Raw genomic sequence first — 16,974 nt, forward strand, 5'->3', positions numbered from 1 at the left:
GCCCGGCGGCGGGCACGCGACCGAGCCGCCTAACAACTTACGGAGAACCGTGACCGAGGAGCAGGGGCACCCGAGGGTGCTGATCGCCGCCGACAAGTTCAAGGGCTCGCTCACCGCCGTCGAGGTGGCGGAGCGCGTGCGCGCCGGGCTGCGGTCCGTGCGGCCCGGGCTCGCCGTCAAGGCGCTGCCGGTCGCGGACGGGGGCGACGGTACGGTCGCCGCGGCCGTAGCCGCGGGGTTCACACGGCGCGAGGCGGCCGTGACGGGTCCGCTCGGCGAGCCCCGTACCGCCGCCTTCGCCCTGCGCGCGGACACCGCCGTCGTGGAGATGGCGGAGGCGAGCGGGCTCCAGCACCTGCCCCCGGGACAATTCGCGCCGCGCACCGCGACGACGTACGGGACCGGTGAGCTGGTGCGCGCCGCGCTCGACGCCGGCGCGCGCAGCATCGTGCTCGGCGTCGGGGGCAGTGCGACGACGGACGGCGGCGCGGGGATGCTCACGGCGCTCGGCGCCCGGTTCCTCGACGACCGGGGTGCCCCCGTCGGCCCGGGCGGCGGCGGGCTCGCCGCGCTCGCCCGCGCGGACCTCAGCGGACTCGACCCGCGCCTCGCCGCCGTCGACCTCGTCCTCGCCTCCGACGTCGACAACCCGCTCACCGGCGCGCACGGCGCCGCCGCCGTCTACGGCCCGCAGAAGGGCGCGGACCCCGAGGACGTCGCGGTGCTCGACGCGGCTCTCGCCCACTACGCGCACGTCCTGGAGGCGGGCGCGCGGGCGCAGGCGCCGGGCGCGGGTGCCGCGGGCGGCCTCGGCTACGGCGCGCTCGTCGGCCTCGGCGCGCGCTTCAGGCCCGGCATCGAGGTGCTGCTCGACGTCCTCGGCTTCGCGCCCGCGCTGGAGCGCGCGGATCTCGTCGTCACGGGAGAGGGCTCGCTCGACGCGCAGACCCTGCGCGGCAAGGCGCCCGCCGGGGTCGCCGCCGCGGCCCGCGCGCGCGGAGTGGAGGTCGTCGCCGTGTGCGGCAGGCTCGCCCTGGCACCGGAGGAACTGCGCGCGGCGGGCATCGCCGCCGCGTACCCGCTCACCTCGCTCGAACCCGACGTGGACACGTGCGTCAAAGAGGCGGGCCCGCTCCTGGAACGCCTCGCGGCCCGCATCGCCCGCGAACGCCTGTAGCCCGCCGCGCGGGGCGGCCGAAGCGAGGAGCCGACGCCGGGGGCCGGGCGACGCGAAGGGGCCGCCGCGCAGGGGCCGACGCGAAGGGCCCCGCGCCTCCGGGCAGGAGGGGCGGGGCCCTGTCAGCTCACGCGCGAGCCGTTACGGCAGCCGTACCGCCCGGGCCTCGCGCCGGTTGCCCCGGAAGTTGTTGACCCGGCGCGCCGTCGCGAAGAGCGGGATGACGGCGGCGAGCACGAGCTGGAGCGCGCAGCCCGTCTGGAGCAGGAGCTGTCCGCCCGGGGCGTCGAAGGCCCAGGCGGCGAGGAGCCCCATCGCCGCGACGATCCAGCCGAGCATCGCCACGGCGAGCGGCCCGCGCGGCTTCGGGTACTCGACGCGGCTCACCATGAGCCACGCCGTCCCGATGATCGCGAGCAGCGTCGCCACGAACGGCAGCTCCAGAAGCACGACCGACACCACGGTGAGCGCCCCGAACGGGCTCGGCATCCCCTGGAAGACGCCGTCACGCAGCGTCACGCAGGAGAAGCGGGCGAGTCGCAGCACCACCGCGAGGAGCACGACGATCGCCCCGAGCGCGGCGACTCTCTGGTGCGCGTCGTCCGCGACCAGCCCGTACACGAGCACGAAGTAGGCCGGCGCCAGACCGAAGCTGATCAGGTCCGACAGGTTGTCCAGCTCGGCGCCCATCGGCGAGCTGCGCAGCTTGCGGGCCACCAGGCCGTCGAAGAGGTCGAAGACCGCCGCGCACAGCATGAGGATCACCGTGGTCGCCGCCGAGTGACGCGCCATGCCGAACTCGTCGCTGCCGGTGAGGTGCGGGATGAGGATGCCCGTGGTGGTGAAGTACACCGCCATGAACCCGCACGTCGCGTTGCCGAGCGTGAGGGCGTCGGCGATCGAGAGGCGCAGGGAGAGGGGCATCTCGGGCTCGCCCGCCTGGTCGGCGTCGAGCCCCCACGGGTCCCCCGTCTCGGGGTCGTGTGTCTCGCGGTCGTGGGTACCGCGGTCAGTCACGGTCAATGCGAGTCACCCCCGCGAGCGTCGGCTGCCCGACCTCCACGGCGACCTCGACCCCCTCCGGCAGATAGAGGTCCACGCGGGAGCCGAAACGGATCAGCCCGATCCGCTCGCCTTGCTCGACCTTCGTGCCGCTCGGCACGTACGGCACGATGCGGCGCGCCACGGCCCCGGCGATCTGGATCATCTCGATGTCGCCGAGCTCCGTGTCGAAGTGCCACACGACACGCTCGTTGTTCTCGCTCTCCTTGTTGAAGGCGGGCACGAAGCCACCGGGGACGTGTTCCACGGAGGTGATGGTGCCGGCCAGCGGAGCGCGGTTGACGTGCACGTTGAGCGGGCTCATGAAGATCGCCACGCGGGTGCGGCCGTCCTTCCACGGCATGATGCTCTGCACCACGCCGTCGGCGGGCGAGATGACCCTGCCCTCGGAGATCTCGCGCTCGGGGTCGCGGAAGAACCACAGCATCCCCGCGGCGAGGGCCGTGGCCGGTACCGCGAGCGCCGCCGCGCGCCCGGAGCGCCGGGCGCGGCCGAGGGAGAGGGCCGCCGTGGCGACGGTGGGCAGCAGCCAGGGAGAGGCGCCGCGGGCCAGGCGGACCCGGCCGCGAGTTACAGGGGTGTGGCTGTCGGGCATGGATGACCTTCGTAGCGGATGAATGCCGCGCGGACGAGACGGGGGACGGCGGCTTTCCGGGGATGGTATCGGTTGCGGCCCGCAACTGGGCAAGCCAGGAAGCGAGTCGACGGGCGAACAGCCCTCACCGGATGTGATCAGGAGCACCTCCGTGCGTGCGAGGTGAACCCTTCAGTCCTTCCGTCAGTCTTTTCATCATCCCATGCCAACTTCCTGTGTGACAGAGGTCTCGCCGGACGGTACGAAGCGCGGGCAGCGCCGCGCGCACGCGCCCCTCACTCCGGCGCCGTGAACGACGTCGTGCGGCGGAGGCCCGCCGCCCGGCCCTTGCCCGCGATCACCAGCGCCATCTTGCGGCTGGCCTCGTCGATCATCTCGGTGCCGAGCATCGCCGCGCCCCGTGCCCCGCCCGCGGCCGAGGTGTGGTGGGCGTACGCGTCGAGGATCAGCTCGGCGTGGTCGTAGTCCTCCTGGGCGGGCGCGTAGACCTCGTTCGCGGCCGCGATCTGTGCCGGGTGCAGGACCCACTTCCCGTCGAAGCCGAGCGCGGCAGAGCGCCCGGCGACGGCGCGGAATCCGTCCACGTCGTGGACCCGGAGGTAGGGGCCGTCGATCGCCTGGAGCCCGTGGGCCCGCGCGGCGATCAGAATCTTCATGAGGATGTAGTGATAGGCGTCCGCGCCGTAGCCGGGCGGTTGTTCGCCGACGACGAGCGTCTTCATGGCGATCGAGGCCATGAAGTCGGCCGGTCCGAAGACGAGGGCCTCCAGGCGCGGGGAGGCGGCGGCGATCGCGTCGACGCCGGCGAGCCCGCGCGCGTCCTCGATCTGCGCCTCGATGCCGATGCGGCCCACCTCGAAGCCCATGGCCTTCTCGATCTGCGTGAGCAGCAGGTCGAGCGCGACGACCTGCTCCGCGTCCCGCACCTTCGGCAGCAGGAGGCAGTCCAGGTGCTGTCCGGCGCCCTCGACGACCGTCACGACGTCGCGGTAGGTCCACTGCGTCGTCCAGTCGTTGACCCGCACGACCCGGGTCCTGTCGCCCCAGCCGCCCTCGTCGAGGGCGCGCACGACGTTCTCGCGCGCCTCCTCCTTCGCCGCCGGTGCCACGGCGTCCTCCAGGTCGAGGAAGACCTCGTCGGCGGGCAGCGAGCGCGCCTTCTGGAGGAACCGCGGGTTGCTGCCGGGCACGGCGAGGCAGGAGCGGCGCGGGCGGACGGGACGCCGGCCTGGCATGCCGTTCATGCGGGGACCTCCGGGGGAGCGGCTGGTACGGGCTCCTCCCGACCCTACGGGGGGTGATCACCGCACCCCGGCGCGGGACGGGGCGGGGGCGCCGTGCCCGGCGGACGCCGCCGGTGCTGCCGGGGCCTCGTACGCGCCGAGCGCGACCCGCAGTGTGCGCGCCCACTCGCCCGTCGTGACCCCGGCGCGCACGCAGTCCAGCGTGGCGTCCATGAGGCAGTCCCCGCCGAGGGCGGCGTCGGCGAGCCTGTCGAGGCTCTGGCGCACGCTCGGCCAGAGGTAGGGGTCGGCGAGGCCCTGCCGGTCGGTGGACTCCTCGCGGGTCTGCCGCCAGCGCGCGAGCGCCGCGACGGCGGCCGCCTCGTCGCCGGGCCAGGCGCTTCGGGAACCGCCTCCCGGCAGGGTGCCCGGGCGGAAGGCCCAGCGGGGCAGAGAAGCGGAGACGTACGCGGTGAGGTCGCCGCGCAGCCGCAGCGCGAGCGCCGTCGCCTCGGGCCGCTCCTCGTGCGTGGTCCCGTGCAGTTCGTCCGGCGCGAGGCCCCGCTCCTCCGCGGCGACCAGGCAGAGGGCGAGCAGCCACATCCCCGTGAGGCCGCCGGGGAGCGCGAGGCGCACCCGGTCGAGCGGGACGCCGTCGAACAGCCGCCGCACGTCGCCGAGGTGAGCGAGTGCCACGCCCTCGCGCCCGAAGGCGCCCGCGTCCCGCTCGCCCGGGTCGAAGCCGGCGCGCGTGGGCGCGTCGCACACGACGGCGAGCGTCGCGCGGTCCCCGGCGAGGGAGTGCGCGGGCGCGGTGGGGGAGGGGGCGGCGGCCGGGCCAGTGGTCCGGGGAGTGTCGCTGGTGTCCTTCACGGGTGCCTCCGGCGGGGGGGCTGTGGCGTGGCGGCCCACGGAGGGGCCGCCCGGACTTCCTCAACGTATGGCACGCGGTGTCAGTCAGCAAGACGGAGAAGCTACTCGCGGGTATGAATCTGGTAAAGAGAGTGCTCACTTGAGCGATGATCGATCATCCCAAGTGGCGCAAGGGATTCTCGTCCATGGCTGCCCCGAATGATCGATCACGGCTCGGCGGAACGAGGGCTTCCTCGCGTGTGTGCAGGCGTAACAGGATGGAGGAGGCGGCGCGGCAATGGCACTGCGTGCCATGCTTTGCGGAGGAGGTGCGGAGGTGCGGAGATGCGGGCAAAGCGAAAGGGGCGGCGGGGCCTGTGCGGCCCGCCACCCCTCGTGGTGATGTCCTCCGGTGCGCTCAGTCGCCCTGCGGGCGCAGCGCCTCCTTGATCGTCCGCATGACCTCGTCGAGCGGCGCGTCCGTGCGCGCCACCGTCACGAGCACTTCGCCGCGCGCGCTCGCCGTCGCGGCGGCCCCGGGCCGCCCCGGCGTGAGGCCGCCGACCGCGAAGTTCGCGCCGACCGTGGCCCGGACGATCGCGAAGGCGCGGTCGAGCTGGGACATGACGTCGCCCTCGCCACCGGCCCGCAGCCAGCGCCGCAGGACGTGGTTGTGCGCGGTCACGACGGCGGAGGCGGCTACCTCGGCGAGCAGCGGCTCGTCGTTGCCGTTCTGCTCGTGCTCGTCGAAGTGCCCGAGGAGGTAGCGCGTGAAAAGGCGCTCGTAGCGCGAGACCGAGGCGATCTCGCGCTCGCGCAGCGTCGGCACCTCGCGCGTCAGTCTGTAGCGCTCGACCGAGACCTGAGGCGCCGCCGCGTACATCTTCATGACCTCTTTGATGCCCCGGCAGACCGTGTCGAGCGGGTGCTCGTGCGCGGGCGCCGCCTTCAGTACGTCCTCCACACGGACGAGGGTGTCGTCGTGGTCGGGGAAGATCGCCTCCTCCTTGGACCGGAAGTGGCGGAAGAAGGTCCGGCGGGCGACCCCGGCGGCGGCGGCGATCTCGTCGACGGTCGTCGCCTCGTACCCCTTCGTCGCGAAGAGCTCCATCGCGGCGGACGCCAGTTCGCGGCGCATCTTGAGGCGTTGGGCCGCGGCCCGGCCGCCCGAGCCGTTCTCGGTACCCGCCGGGGGCGGGGCGGCAGGGGGTGCGGAGGGGGATGACGGTGGCGTGGCCGGCTGGGACATGCACCCGAACGTACTGCATCGACGCCGTGCGCGTGCGCGCTGCCCGCGGCTCGCGGCCCGTCTCGCGCGCCCCTCGTCCGCACCCCGCGCCGGCCCCGCGTCCCGCCCGCGCGCCGCTCCGATGAGCGCCGCCCGCGCGCCATGAGCGGCCCGGTCCGCCTCCGGGCCCCGGACGGGTGAACTGGTCAACGAGGAAGGGGGGTTCCTTCCTTCTGGCCCCCTGACCCGGCGCCGCTTCAGCCGCTACGCTCGGCTGCCATGAACAAAGAGTTGCGTGCGCTCACGGACCGCTTACGGTGCGAGGCGGTGGTGGAGGGGGAGCGAGCGGTCGAGGAGTGCGAACGACTGGCACGCGCGGCCGGGCCCGAGGAGCTGGCCGGGGTGCTGAGCGACCCGGGCCGCCCGCTGTGGGCCAGGGAACTCGCGGCCTACCGCCTCGGCGTCGCCAAGGACCCGCGCGCCTTCGAGACCCTCGTCCTCTTCCTCAATCACCGCGACCCGCAGCGCTGCGCCACCGCGGCCCAGGCCCTCGCCGCGCTCGGCGACCCCAGGACCGCGCGCGCCGCCGCCGCGCTCGCCACCAACGAACTGCGCGTCGCCTACGCCGGTCAGGCGGTGCGGCTCCTCACCATGCTCCGCGCGCCCGAGTCCGTGCCCGCGCTCATCGCGACGCTGGAGCGGCGGCTCGTGCGGAACGACCCCTACCGGAACGTGGCGCTCGCGTGCGTCGCCGGGCTCGGCGTGCTGGGCGACCGGCGGGCGCGCCGCGTGCTCCAGGCCGCCGAGCGGCACCCGGGACTCGGTGCCGCGGCCTCCGCCGCCCTCGCCCGCATCCCGGCCCCGCGCACCCGGCGCCCCGCGGAACTGCGCAAGAAGGAGGCCGGGGCCGAGGGCTGAGTCCCGGCCGCGGCGAGGACCGGGTGGCCGGTCCCGAGTGGGCAGGTTCCGGGCCCGAGGCGGCCGGTTCCGGCAGTGAGGTCACCGGTTCCCGAAGGCGTGTGGGCCGTGCGCCACCGGCTCAGAGAAGGCTGAGCTGGGTCGGGCCCGCCGGTTCGGACCCCCGCGTGTGCTCCGGGGCGCGCGAATGCCGGATGTGCGCCGGCGCGGCGGGCGAAGCGCCGTCCCGCGTACCGCCGCGCCGCCCGCCGTCCCCGTCGGCACGCCACGAGGCGGCGCGCCGTTCGCCCATGCCGTAGGCGCGGGCGAGTTCGTGGACCTGGCGCGTGACGCGGCGCTGGTACCACGTCGGGGCGTAGGCCCCGTCCCCGTACAGGCGCTGGTAGGGCCGCACGAGGTGCGGGTGCTCCCGGGCGAGCCAGGACATGAACCACTCGCGCGCGCCGGGCCGCAGGTGCAGCACGAGCGGCGTGACCGAGGTGGCGCCCGCCTCGGCGACGGCCCGCACCGTCGCCTCCAACTGCTCGGGGCTGTCGCCCAGGTACGGGATGACGGGGGCCATGAGGACGCCGCAGTCCAGGCCGCGCTCACCGAGCCGCCGTACGACGTCGAGCCGTCGGGCGGGGGCCGGGGTGCCGGGTTCGACCGTGCGCCACAGCGTCTCGTCCGTGAAGCCGACCGAGACCGAGACGCCGACCTGCGTCACGCGCGCCGCCTCGGCGAGCAGCGGGAGGTCGCGGAGGATCAGCGTCCCCTTGGTGAGGATGCTGAAAGGGTTGGCGTGCTCGGTGAGCGCCGTGATGATGCCCGGCATGAGCGCGTACCGGCCCTCGGCGCGCTGGTAGCAGTCCACGTTGGTGCCCATCGCGATGTGCTCGCCGTGCCAGCGCGGGGAGGCGAGGCGCTTGCGGAGCAGTTCGGGCGCGTTGACCTTGACGACGATCTGGCTGTCGAAGCCGAGGCCCGTGTCGAGGTCGAGGTAGCTGTGCGTCTTGCGCGCGAAGCAGTAGACGCAGGCGTGCGAGCAGCCTCGGTAGGGGTTCACGGTCCACTCGAAGGGCATCCGGGAGGCGCCCGGGACGCGGTTGACGATCGAGCGGGCGCGGATCTCGTGGAAGGTGATGCCGGCGAACTCGGGGGTCTCGAAGGTGCGGGTCGTGACGGACTCGGCGGAGAACAGCGCGTTCTTCGCGGTCGTGGCGTCGTCGGCGGTGTCGTTCAGGTTGTCCCAGCGCATGGCGGCCTCCTCGGGGTAGCGGACCGGCCGCGTGCGTCGCGCGGGCCGCGAGCGAGTCGCGGAGGGAGCGCGAACACGTCGCGAACGGGTCGCGTTCGAACAATAGAACATCTGTTCCCTTGATCGCTGGGACGCAGGATTTGGCGGCGTGGCCCCGCGATGGTTGGGTGGGCCCCACCGCCGCACCGGCGGGCGTGTGAGTACACCCGGCGAAGTCCCTGGAGGTAGTGCAATGGCGCAGGTCGAGGCCACGACGGAGCGGATCATCGCGGCCGGCCCCGAGGACGTCTTCGACGCGCTCGCCGACTACAGCGGCACGCGCGAGAAGCTCCTGCCCGAACAGTTCAGCGAGTACGAGGTGCGCGAGGGCGGCGACGGCGAGGGCACCCTCGTGCACTGGAAGCTCCAGGCGACGAGCAAGCGGATCAGGGACTGCCTCCTGGAGGTCAGTGAGCCGCAGGACGGCACGCTCGTCGAGAAGGACCGCAACTCCTCCATGGTGACGACCTGGACCGTGACCCCGAGCGGCGAGGGCGCCTCGCGTGTCGTCGTCACGACGACGTGGAACGGGGCCGGGGGCATCGGCGGCTTCTTCGAGAAGACGTTCGCGCCGAAGGGGCTCGCGCGGATCTACGACGCCGAACTCGCGAAGCTGGCGGCCCACTTCGGAGGCTGACCCCTCACGGGAGGGCGTCTCGGGGCTCCGGCCCCGGAGCGACGCGCCCGGCGTCACCAACGCTCGTGATCAACGCGCCTAGCGCCGGAGGGGCTGTTTCCGCAACCCCTCCGGCGCTTCGCCACCCCTTCCGGTGTCAACATGCCTCCCCGTCTCCCGCCGTTCCGGTGTCACTGAGATGAGTGGATCTCCGTATCCCTCCCGTCGTACGCCGTAAGGCCCCTACCGGCACAGATGACCGCGCGCCCGCGCACAACCGCCCCTTCCTGCCCACTCTTCGTACTTGCGTCGCCACGGAACGCGATGCGAGAACTGTCCCCGCACGGGCGGACGAAGGGGACAAGGGTGAGCGGTACGACGCTGGCGGAGAACTGGGCGGGGCTCGACGAGCGGGGTGGTGCGCCCCTCGCCGAGCCGGTGCCCCCACCCCCCGTGCTCCGGCGGGCCGGCGGCCCGCCACCCCCGCAGGTGGCCCCCGAGCTGAGCCGGGCGCAGGTCCGCACCGTCTTCCTCGGGCTCATGCTCGCGCTCCTCCTCGCGGCCCTCGAGCAGATGATCGTCGCGACCGCGCTCCCGAAGATCGTCGGCGAGCTGCACGGGCTCGACCGCATGTCGTGGGCGATCACCGCGTACCTGCTCACCTCGACCGTCGGGCTGCCGATCTACGGAAAGCTCGGCGACCTCTTCGGGCGCAAGGGCGTCTTCCAGTTCGCGATCCTCGTCTTCGTCGTCGGCTCCGCGCTCGCTGGCTGGTCCCGCTCCATGGACCAGCTCATCGCCTTCCGCGCCATCCAGGGCATCGGCGCGGGCGGGCTCATGATCGGCGTGCAGGCGATCATCGGGGACATCGTGCCGCCACGCGAACGCGGCAAGTACATGGGCCTCATCGGCGCCGCCTTCGGCCTCGCCTCCGTCGCGGGACCGCTCCTCGGAGGCTTCTTCACCGACCACGTCTCGTGGCGCTGGTGCTTCTACTTCAACGTCCCCTTCGGCCTGCTGACCCTCGTCGTCGTCACCCTCGTCCTCAAACTGCCCCGCCCGCGCCGCAAGGCCAAGCTCGACGTGCTCGGCGCGACCCTGCTCGCCCTCGCGTCGGCGTGCCTCGTGCTGCTCACGAGCTGGGGCGGCACCGAGTACGCGTGGGGCTCGCGCATGATCATCGGGCTCGGCGCGGGCGCCGTCGTCAGCTCCGCGCTCTTCCTGCTCGCCGAGCACTACGCGACCGAACCGCTCATCCCGCTGCGCCTGTTCCGCGAACGCGCCTTCAACGTCACCGGGCTCGTCGGCGCCGTCGTCGGCATCGCGCTCTTCGGCGCGGCGAGCTACCTGCCGACCTATCTCCAGATGGTCGACGGGGCGAGCGCCACGGAGTCCGGGCTGCTCATGCTGCCGATGATGGGCGGCGTCGTCATCGCCTCGATCGTCGCCGGGCAGCTCATCACGCACACCGGGCACTACCGGATCTACCCGATCCTCGGCGGGATCCTCTCGACGCTCGGCATGTGGCTCCTGTCCCGCCTGGAGACCGGCACCTCGCGGTTCACGTACAGCGTGTGGATGGCCGTGCTCGGCGCCGGGATCGGGCTCATCATGCCCGTCCTCGTCCTCGCCGTGCAGAACGCGGTGCGCCCCGGTGACCTCGGGACGGCGACGAGTGCGAACAACTACTTCCGGCAGATCGGCGGCAGCGTCGGGGCCGCGATCTTCGGCACCCTCTTCGCGAGCCGCCTCGCCGACGCGCTCGCGGACCGGCTGCCCGCGGGCGCCGGTGACACCCTGCCCGACCCCGAGTCCGTCACCCCGCAGCTCGTGCACCACCTCCCGGCGCCGCTGCGGGACGGATTCATCCAGGCGTACGCCGACGCGATGCCGAGGATCTTCCTCTACCTCGTACCGGTGCTCGCCCTCGGCCTGCTGATCGCCTGCTTCCTGAAGGAGACCCCCCTCGTGTCCACCGCCGCAGCGCACACCCCCGCCGAGCCCGCCGAGCCGGGGCCCGAGGCGCTCGCCGACACCACCGAAGTCCGCCTCCCCGCGAGCCGCACCCCACACGCGGGGCCGGGCGTCCCGGTGTGCGGCAGCGTCCAGCACCCGGACGGCAGCCCCGTCCCGCGCGCCGCGCTCACGCTCATCGACATCGCGGGGCAGCAGGTCGGGCGTGGCGCGAGCGGCGAGGACGGCAGGTACGCGCTCGCGACGCCCGGCATCGGATCGTACGTGCTCATCGCCGCCGCGGGCGGGCACCAGCCGCAGGCGGTCACGGTGACCGTCGCCGAGCGGCCCGTGGAACTGGACGTCGTGCTGGGCGGCGCGGGGCGGCTCGCCGGGCGGGTCGTCACGGCGGACGGCACCCCCGTCGCGGGCGCCTCGGTGACGCTCACGGACGTGCGCGGCGAGGTCGTCGCGCACGCGCGCTCGGAGCACGACGGGGCGTACGTGCTGGACGACCTCGTCGCGGGCGAGTACACGCTCGCCGCGAGTGCCACGGCCTTCCGTCCCGCCGCGCTGCCGCTCACCGTGCAGGCGGCCCGCGAGACCCGGCAGGACATCGAGCTGGCCGGGGGAGCGGTGCTGCGCGGGACGGTACGGGCCCGCGGCGGGCGCCCCGTCGAGGACGCGCGCGTGACGCTGCTCGACGCGGCGGGCAACGTCGTCGACTCGCTCACGACCGAGGCAGACGGCAGCTTCCGCTTCGTGGACCTCTCCTCCGGCGAGTACACCGTCATCGCGGCGGGCTACCCGCCGGTCGCCACGGTCCTCCAGGTGGCGGGCGGCGGGCGCACGGAACGCGACCTCCTCCTCGGCCACGAGGACTGACCTCCTCCCGACCGGCGGTCCGGCCGCCTCCCCTGCCGGACCGCCCCGGCGCCCGTCCTCCTCCCGCGGCCCCGCCCGGGAGGGGGACGGGCGCTTTTCCGTGCGCTCTCCCGCCCCGGGGCACTCCCCCCGCGTACGGAATGCGTCAAGAGCGCCCCGCGCGCCATATGGACGGCGTCAACAGCGCTCCCGAGTGCCGGAATCCGCGTTTCGATCGGAAGGTATCCAACCGATCAGATCCGTGGAATCGCACGGCTTAGCTCTCAGGAGTCAACGATGGCCGATCTGGCCTTCGTGGCCACCATGCTCGCGGTCTTCGCGCTCGTGGCCCTCGTCGCGAAAGGGGTGACGAAGCTGTGACCGCCGAAAACGTCACCGGGCTCCTCGTGGCCCTCGCCCTTCTCGTGTACCTCGTCCTCGCCCTGGTCCGTCCGGAGAGGTTCTGAGCGGCGACATGAGTCCTGTCCTGGCCGGAATACTCCAGTTGCTCGCGCTCGTCGTCGCCCTCGGCCTCTCGTACCGGCCGCTCGGCGACTACATGGCGCGGGTGTATTCCTCGCCCCGCCACCTCCGGGTGGAGAAATGGATCTACCGGGTCATCGGCGCGAACCCGGACACCGCGATGCGGTGGCCCGCCTATCTGCGCGGTGTGCTCGCCTTTTCCCTCGTGTCCCTCCTCTTCCTGTACGCGCTGCAGCGCGTACAGGGAATCCTGCCCGGCTCGCTCGGTTTCTCCTCGATCGACCCGGACCAGGCGTTCAACACCGCCGCCTCCTTCGTCGCCAACACCAACTGGCAGTCCTATTACGGCGAGCAGGCCATGGGCCACGTCGTGCAGACCGGCGGCCTCGCGGTGCAGAACTTCGTCTCGGCCGCCGTCGGCATGGCCGTCGCGATCGCCCTCGTCCGCGGGTTCGCGCACCCCCGCCTGCTGGGCCGCAAGCTCGGCGCCGGTACCGGTGAGCTGGGCAACTTCTGGTCCGATCTCGTGCGCGGCACGGTCCGGATCCTGCTGCCGATCGCCGCCGTCGCCGCCGTGCTGCTCGTCGCGTGCGGCGCGATCCAGAACTTCGCCGGCATCCACGAGGTCGGCCAGTTCACGGGCGGCACGCAGCAGTTCAACGGGGGAGCGGTCGCCTCGCAGGAGGCGATCAAGGAACTCGGCACGAACGGCGGCGGCTATTTCAACGCCAACTCCGCACACCCCTTCGAGAACCCCACGCCGCTCTCCAACCTCCTGGAGATCTTCCTCATCCTGGTGATCCCCTTCTCCCTGACCCGCACCTTCGGCCGCATGGTCGGCTCGGTGCGCCAGGGATACGCGATCCTCGCCACGATGGGCCTCATCTGGCTCGGATTCACCGCGCTCATGATGTGGACCGAATTCGCCCACCACGGCCCCGCGTTCGACCTCGCGGGCGGCGCCATGGAAGGCAAGGAGACGCGTTTCGGGGTCGGCGGTTCCTCGCTCTTCGCGGTCGCCACCACCCTCACCTCGACCGGCGCGGTCAATTCCTTCCACTCGTCCTTCACCGGACTCGGCGGCGGCATCACCATGCTGGGGATGCAATTGGGCGAGATCGCGCCCGGTGGCGTCGGCTCGGGCCTGTACGGAATGCTCGTCATCGCCGTCATCGCGGTGTTCCTCGCCGGGCTCATGGTCGGCCGCACCCCCGAATACCTCGGCAAGAAGATCGGGCCCCGAGAGATCAAACTCGCCGCGCTCTACATCCTCGTCACCCCGGCACTCGTCCTGTGCTTCACCGCCGCCGCGATGGCCCTGCCCACCCCCGGCGATTCGATGACGAACTCCGGGCCGCACGGCTTCTCCGAGATCCTGTACGCGTACACCTCGGGCGCCAACAACAACGGCTCCGCGTTCGCCGGGCTCAACGCCGACACGCAGTGGTTCAACACCACGATCGGCCTCGCGATGCTCCTCGGCCGCTTCCTGCCGATGGTCTTCGTTCTCGCCCTCGCGGGCTCCTTCGCGAGCCGGCGCCCCGTCCCCGAGACGGCCGGCACGCTCCGCACCGCGAAGCCCCTGTTCACCGGGGTGCTCACCGGCACCCTCCTCATCGTCACCGGACTCACCTACTTCCCGGCGCTCGCGCTGGGACCGCTCGCCGAAGGGCTCGCCTCATGAGCACCGTCACCCCCGTCCGGCAACCGGCGCCGGAACCGCCGCAGCCGGCGGACGCCCCGGACCGCGTCGCGGGCGGCCTCTTCGATCCCGCGCAACTCCTGCGCTCCTTGCCCGAGGCGTTCCGCAAGCTCGACCCGTGCGTCATGGTCACCTCGCCGGTCATGTTCGTCGTCGAGATCGGCTCCATCCTCACCACGGTCTTCGCCTGCCTCCACCCGGGGGAGTGGTTCGGCTGGACGATCGCCGCGTGGCTGTGGCTCACGACGCTCTTCGCGAACCTCGCCGAAGCCGTCGCCGAGGGCCGGGGCAAGGCCCAGGCCGCCTCCCTGCGCCGTACGCGCGGCGAGACCGTCGCCCGCCGCCTGAACGGGACGGCCGAGGAGCGGGTCCCCGGCAGCGCGCTGCGCGTCGGCGACCTCGTGGTGTGCGAGGCCGGGGACGTCATCCCGGGCGACGGGGACGTCGTCGAGGGCGTCGCCTCGGTCGACGAATCCGCCATCACGGGCGAGTCCGCCCCCGTCATCCGCGAATCCGGCGGCGACCGCTGCGCCGTGACCGGCGGGACCCGCGTCCTCTCGGACCGCGTCGTCGTCCGCATCACCGCGAAGCCCGGCGATACCTTCATCGACCGCATGATCGGCCTCGTCGAGGGCGCCGCGCGGCAGAAGACGCCGAACGAGATCGCGCTCACCATCCTGCTCGCCTCGCTCACGATCGTCTTCCTCCTCGCCGTCGTCACCCTCCAGCCCTTCGCGCACTACGCGGGCGCCGAACAGTCCGTCACGGTCCTCGTGGCGCTCCTGGTCTGCCTCATCCCGACGACGATCGGCGCGCTGCTCTCCGCGATCGGCATCGCGGGCATGGACCGCCTCGTGCAGCGCAACGTCCTCGCGACCTCGGGCCGCGCGGTCGAGGCGGCGGGCGACATATCGACTTTGCTGCTCGACAAGACCGGCACCATCACGTACGGCAATCGCCGCGCGAGCGCCTTCCGCCCCGTCACAGGCGTCACCGAGGCCGAACTCGCCCGCGCGGCCCGCCTGTCCTCGCTCGCCGACGAGACGCCCGAGGGCCGCTCGATCGTCGCGCTCGCCGAGGAACGGCAGGAGGGGCCGTACGGGGAGAGCCCGGCGGGGACGGAACACGTGCCCTTCACGGCGCAGACCCGCATGTCCGGCGTGGACCTGCCCGCCGAGGGGGTCCGCGTCCGCAAGGGGGCGGCGGGTTCCGTACGGGAGTGGGTCCGCGCCGGCGGCGGGGACCCGGGCGAGGAGGCGGCCCGGATCGCGGACGAGATCGGCGGGAGCGGCGGGACCCCGCTGCTCGTCGCCGTCGAGGACGCGGGCGGCGCCCGGGTGCTCGGCGTCGTCCACCTCAAGGACGTCGTGAAGGCGGGGATGCGGGAGCGGTTCGCGGAACTGCGCCGCATGGGCATCCGTACCGTCATGATCACGGGCGACAACCCGCTGACCGCCGCCGCCGTCGCCGAGGAGGCGGGCGTCGACGACTTCCTCGCCGAGGCGACCCCCGAGGACAAGCTCGCGCTCATCCGGCGCGAGCAGGCGGGCGGGCGGCTCGTCGCGATGACGGGCGACGGCACGAACGACGCGCCCGCGCTCGCGCAGGCGGACGTCGGCGTCGCGATGAACACCGGGACCTCGGCCGCCAAGGAGGCCGGGAACATGGTGGACCTCGACTCCGACCCCACCAAGCTCATCGAGATCGTCTCGATCGGCAAGCAACTGCTCATGACCCGGGGCGCGCTGACGACGTTCTCGATCGCCAACGACGTCGCGAAGTACTTCGCGATCATCCCCGCGATGTTCGCGGCGACCTACCCCGGCCTCGACAAGCTCAACATCATGCGCCTCGACTCGCCCGAGTCGGCGATCCTCTCCGCCGTGATCTTCAACGCGCTGATCATCGTGGCGCTCGTCCCGCTCGCCCTCAAGGGCGTGCGCTACCGGGCGGCGGGAGCGGACCAGCTCCTCCGCCGCAACCTGGGTCTCTACGGCCTCGGCGGCCTGATCGCCCCGTTCCTCGGCATCAAGCTCATCGACCTCCTCGTCTCGCTCATCCCCGGAATCGGGTGACCGCCATGAACTCCACCGCAGGTACCACGGGACGCCTCCTGTGGGCCGGGCTGCGCGCCCTGCTCGTCCTGACCGTCGTCACCGGGGTGCTCTACCCCCTCGCGATCACCGGTATCGCCCAGGGCCTCTTCCACGACAAGGCCAACGGCTCCGAGATCAAGGAGAGCGGCGAGGTCGTCGGCTCGGCCCTCATCGGCCAGCGCTACGACCTCGCCACCGGGAAGGGCGAGGACACGCCCCGCCCCGACCTGCGCTTCTTCCAGCCGCGCCCGTCCAACGGCCTCGGCACGAACAGCGTCAACACGCAGTACAAGCTCATCCTCTCGGGCGCGACGAACCGCTCGGGCGACAACGAGGAGCTGATCGGCTGGGTGCGGCAGGCCAAGGCGGACGTCGTACGGGACAACTCCGTGCCCGGCCACCCGGTGCGCCCCGCCGACGTCCCCGCCGACGCCGTCACCTCCTCGGGCTCGGGTCTCGACCCCGACATCTCCCCGGAGTACGCGGCCCTCCAGGCCCGTCGCGTGGCGGAGCGCAACGACCTGCCGCTGAGCAGAATCCGGGACCTCGTCGCGGAGCACACGAGCGGGCGGACGCTGGGCTTCGCGGGGGAGCCGAGGGTGAACGTGCTGGAGCTGAACGTGGCGCTGCGGGAGGCGGTGGAAGCCGCGAAGTGACCCCGCGGGGGCACGGGGCGACGGGGCGGCGTGGGTGCCGTACCGCCGCCCTGTGCCCGTGCCGTGTCCTGGCGGGTCCCCGCCTCGGGGGGAGTCCAGCGCTCGGGTGAGCCGTTCGGCGTCTTGGGGGAGCGGCCCCCGCCGGGCCGTCCCAGAGTGCCGTCACGCTGCCGGGTGCACCCCACGGCTCACGCTGACTCCGTGCGGAGGACCGCCCGCGAGAGAGGCGCGGGGGCTGCCCCGAGAGCGGGTGCGGGCCCCCTGCCCGTCCGC

The 16,974-nt window shown here is 73.0% G+C and carries 14 protein-coding genes; 8 read left to right on the plus strand and 6 right to left on the minus strand.

Translation table 11 applies throughout. The features are described from left to right. The first annotated feature begins 49 nt into the window (after positions 1-49). A complete protein-coding gene (locus IF99_RS0115410; RefSeq protein WP_030997061.1) occupies positions 50-1,177 on the plus strand; it encodes a glycerate kinase in 1,128 nt (375 codons plus the stop codon). A 141-nt stretch (positions 1,178-1,318) separates the two neighbouring features. Here IF99_RS0115410 and pssA read toward each other — a convergent pair whose 3' ends face one another. From pssA to IF99_RS0115435, 5 genes are all read right to left on the minus strand, one after another. Then, the gene (gene pssA / locus IF99_RS0115415) at positions 1,319-2,101 is read right to left on the minus strand and encodes a CDP-diacylglycerol--serine O-phosphatidyltransferase (protein ID WP_030997062.1); all 783 of its coding nucleotides are present in this window, start codon (positions 2,099-2,101) and stop codon (positions 1,319-1,321) included. 85 nt (positions 2,102-2,186) lie between these two features. After that, the gene (locus IF99_RS0115420) at positions 2,187-2,834 is read right to left on the minus strand and encodes a phosphatidylserine decarboxylase (RefSeq protein WP_030997063.1); all 648 of its coding nucleotides are present in this window, start codon (positions 2,832-2,834) and stop codon (positions 2,187-2,189) included. Between the two features lie 275 nt (positions 2,835-3,109). Then, positions 3,110-4,078 (minus strand): HpcH/HpaI aldolase/citrate lyase family protein, encoded by a 969-nt coding sequence (locus IF99_RS0115425; RefSeq protein WP_030997064.1) that lies wholly within the window; start codon positions 4,076-4,078, stop codon positions 3,110-3,112. 57 nt (positions 4,079-4,135) lie between these two features. Beyond that, a complete protein-coding gene (locus tag IF99_RS0115430; protein ID WP_078655106.1) occupies positions 4,136-4,930 on the minus strand; it encodes a methylmalonyl-CoA mutase family protein in 795 nt (264 codons plus the stop codon). A 397-nt stretch (positions 4,931-5,327) separates the two neighbouring features. Next, positions 5,328-6,158 (minus strand): TetR family transcriptional regulator, encoded by an 831-nt coding sequence (locus IF99_RS0115435; protein WP_030997066.1) that lies wholly within the window; start codon positions 6,156-6,158, stop codon positions 5,328-5,330. A gap of 258 nt (positions 6,159-6,416) precedes the next feature. On the opposite strand from IF99_RS0115435, the gene IF99_RS0115440 reads away from it, so the two are divergent. Further along, the gene (locus IF99_RS0115440; RefSeq protein WP_051703515.1) at positions 6,417-7,055 is read left to right on the plus strand and encodes an adenylosuccinate lyase; all 639 of its coding nucleotides are present in this window, start codon (positions 6,417-6,419) and stop codon (positions 7,053-7,055) included. Between the two features lie 121 nt (positions 7,056-7,176). Here the strand turns inward: IF99_RS0115440 and IF99_RS0115445 are convergent, their stop codons facing one another. Beyond that, a complete protein-coding gene (locus tag IF99_RS0115445; RefSeq protein ID WP_030997068.1) occupies positions 7,177-8,292 on the minus strand; it encodes an Rv2578c family radical SAM protein in 1,116 nt (371 codons plus the stop codon). A 232-nt stretch (positions 8,293-8,524) separates the two neighbouring features. On the opposite strand from IF99_RS0115445, the gene IF99_RS0115450 reads away from it, so the two are divergent. From IF99_RS0115450 to IF99_RS0115480, 6 genes are all read left to right on the plus strand, one after another. Continuing rightward, complete coding sequence (locus IF99_RS0115450; RefSeq protein ID WP_030997069.1) at positions 8,525-8,968, plus strand: SRPBCC family protein; 444 nt, start codon at positions 8,525-8,527, stop codon at positions 8,966-8,968. Positions 8,969-9,313: 345 nt separating this feature from the next. Continuing rightward, positions 9,314-11,785 carry an MFS transporter gene (locus IF99_RS0115455; RefSeq protein WP_030997070.1) on the plus strand — a complete coding sequence of 824 codons (2,472 nt, stop codon included), beginning with the start codon at positions 9,314-9,316 and terminating at the stop codon, positions 11,783-11,785. A gap of 356 nt (positions 11,786-12,141) precedes the next feature. Beyond that, positions 12,142-12,231: a K(+)-transporting ATPase subunit F gene (gene kdpF / locus IF99_RS32345; protein ID WP_037827006.1), complete on the plus strand. Its 90-nt coding sequence runs from the start codon at positions 12,142-12,144 to the stop codon at positions 12,229-12,231. 8 nt (positions 12,232-12,239) lie between these two features. Then, positions 12,240-13,931 (plus strand): potassium-transporting ATPase subunit KdpA, encoded by a 1,692-nt coding sequence (kdpA, locus tag IF99_RS0115470; RefSeq protein ID WP_030997071.1) that lies wholly within the window; start codon positions 12,240-12,242, stop codon positions 13,929-13,931. Continuing rightward, positions 13,928-16,024 carry a potassium-transporting ATPase subunit KdpB gene (gene kdpB, locus IF99_RS0115475; protein WP_030997072.1) on the plus strand — a complete coding sequence of 699 codons (2,097 nt, stop codon included), beginning with the start codon at positions 13,928-13,930 and terminating at the stop codon, positions 16,022-16,024. The genes kdpA and kdpB overlap by 4 nt, the downstream gene beginning before the upstream one ends. Positions 16,025-16,029: 5 nt before the next feature. Further along, entirely contained in the window at positions 16,030-16,701 is a 672-nt protein-coding gene (locus tag IF99_RS0115480) for a potassium-transporting ATPase subunit C (protein WP_030997073.1), read from the plus strand. The last annotated feature ends 273 nt before the right edge of the window (positions 16,702-16,974 follow it).

It is taken from the genome of Streptomyces sp. NRRL F-5630, assembly GCF_000719475.1.
Lineage (GTDB): Bacteria > Actinomycetota > Actinomycetes > Streptomycetales > Streptomycetaceae > Streptomyces.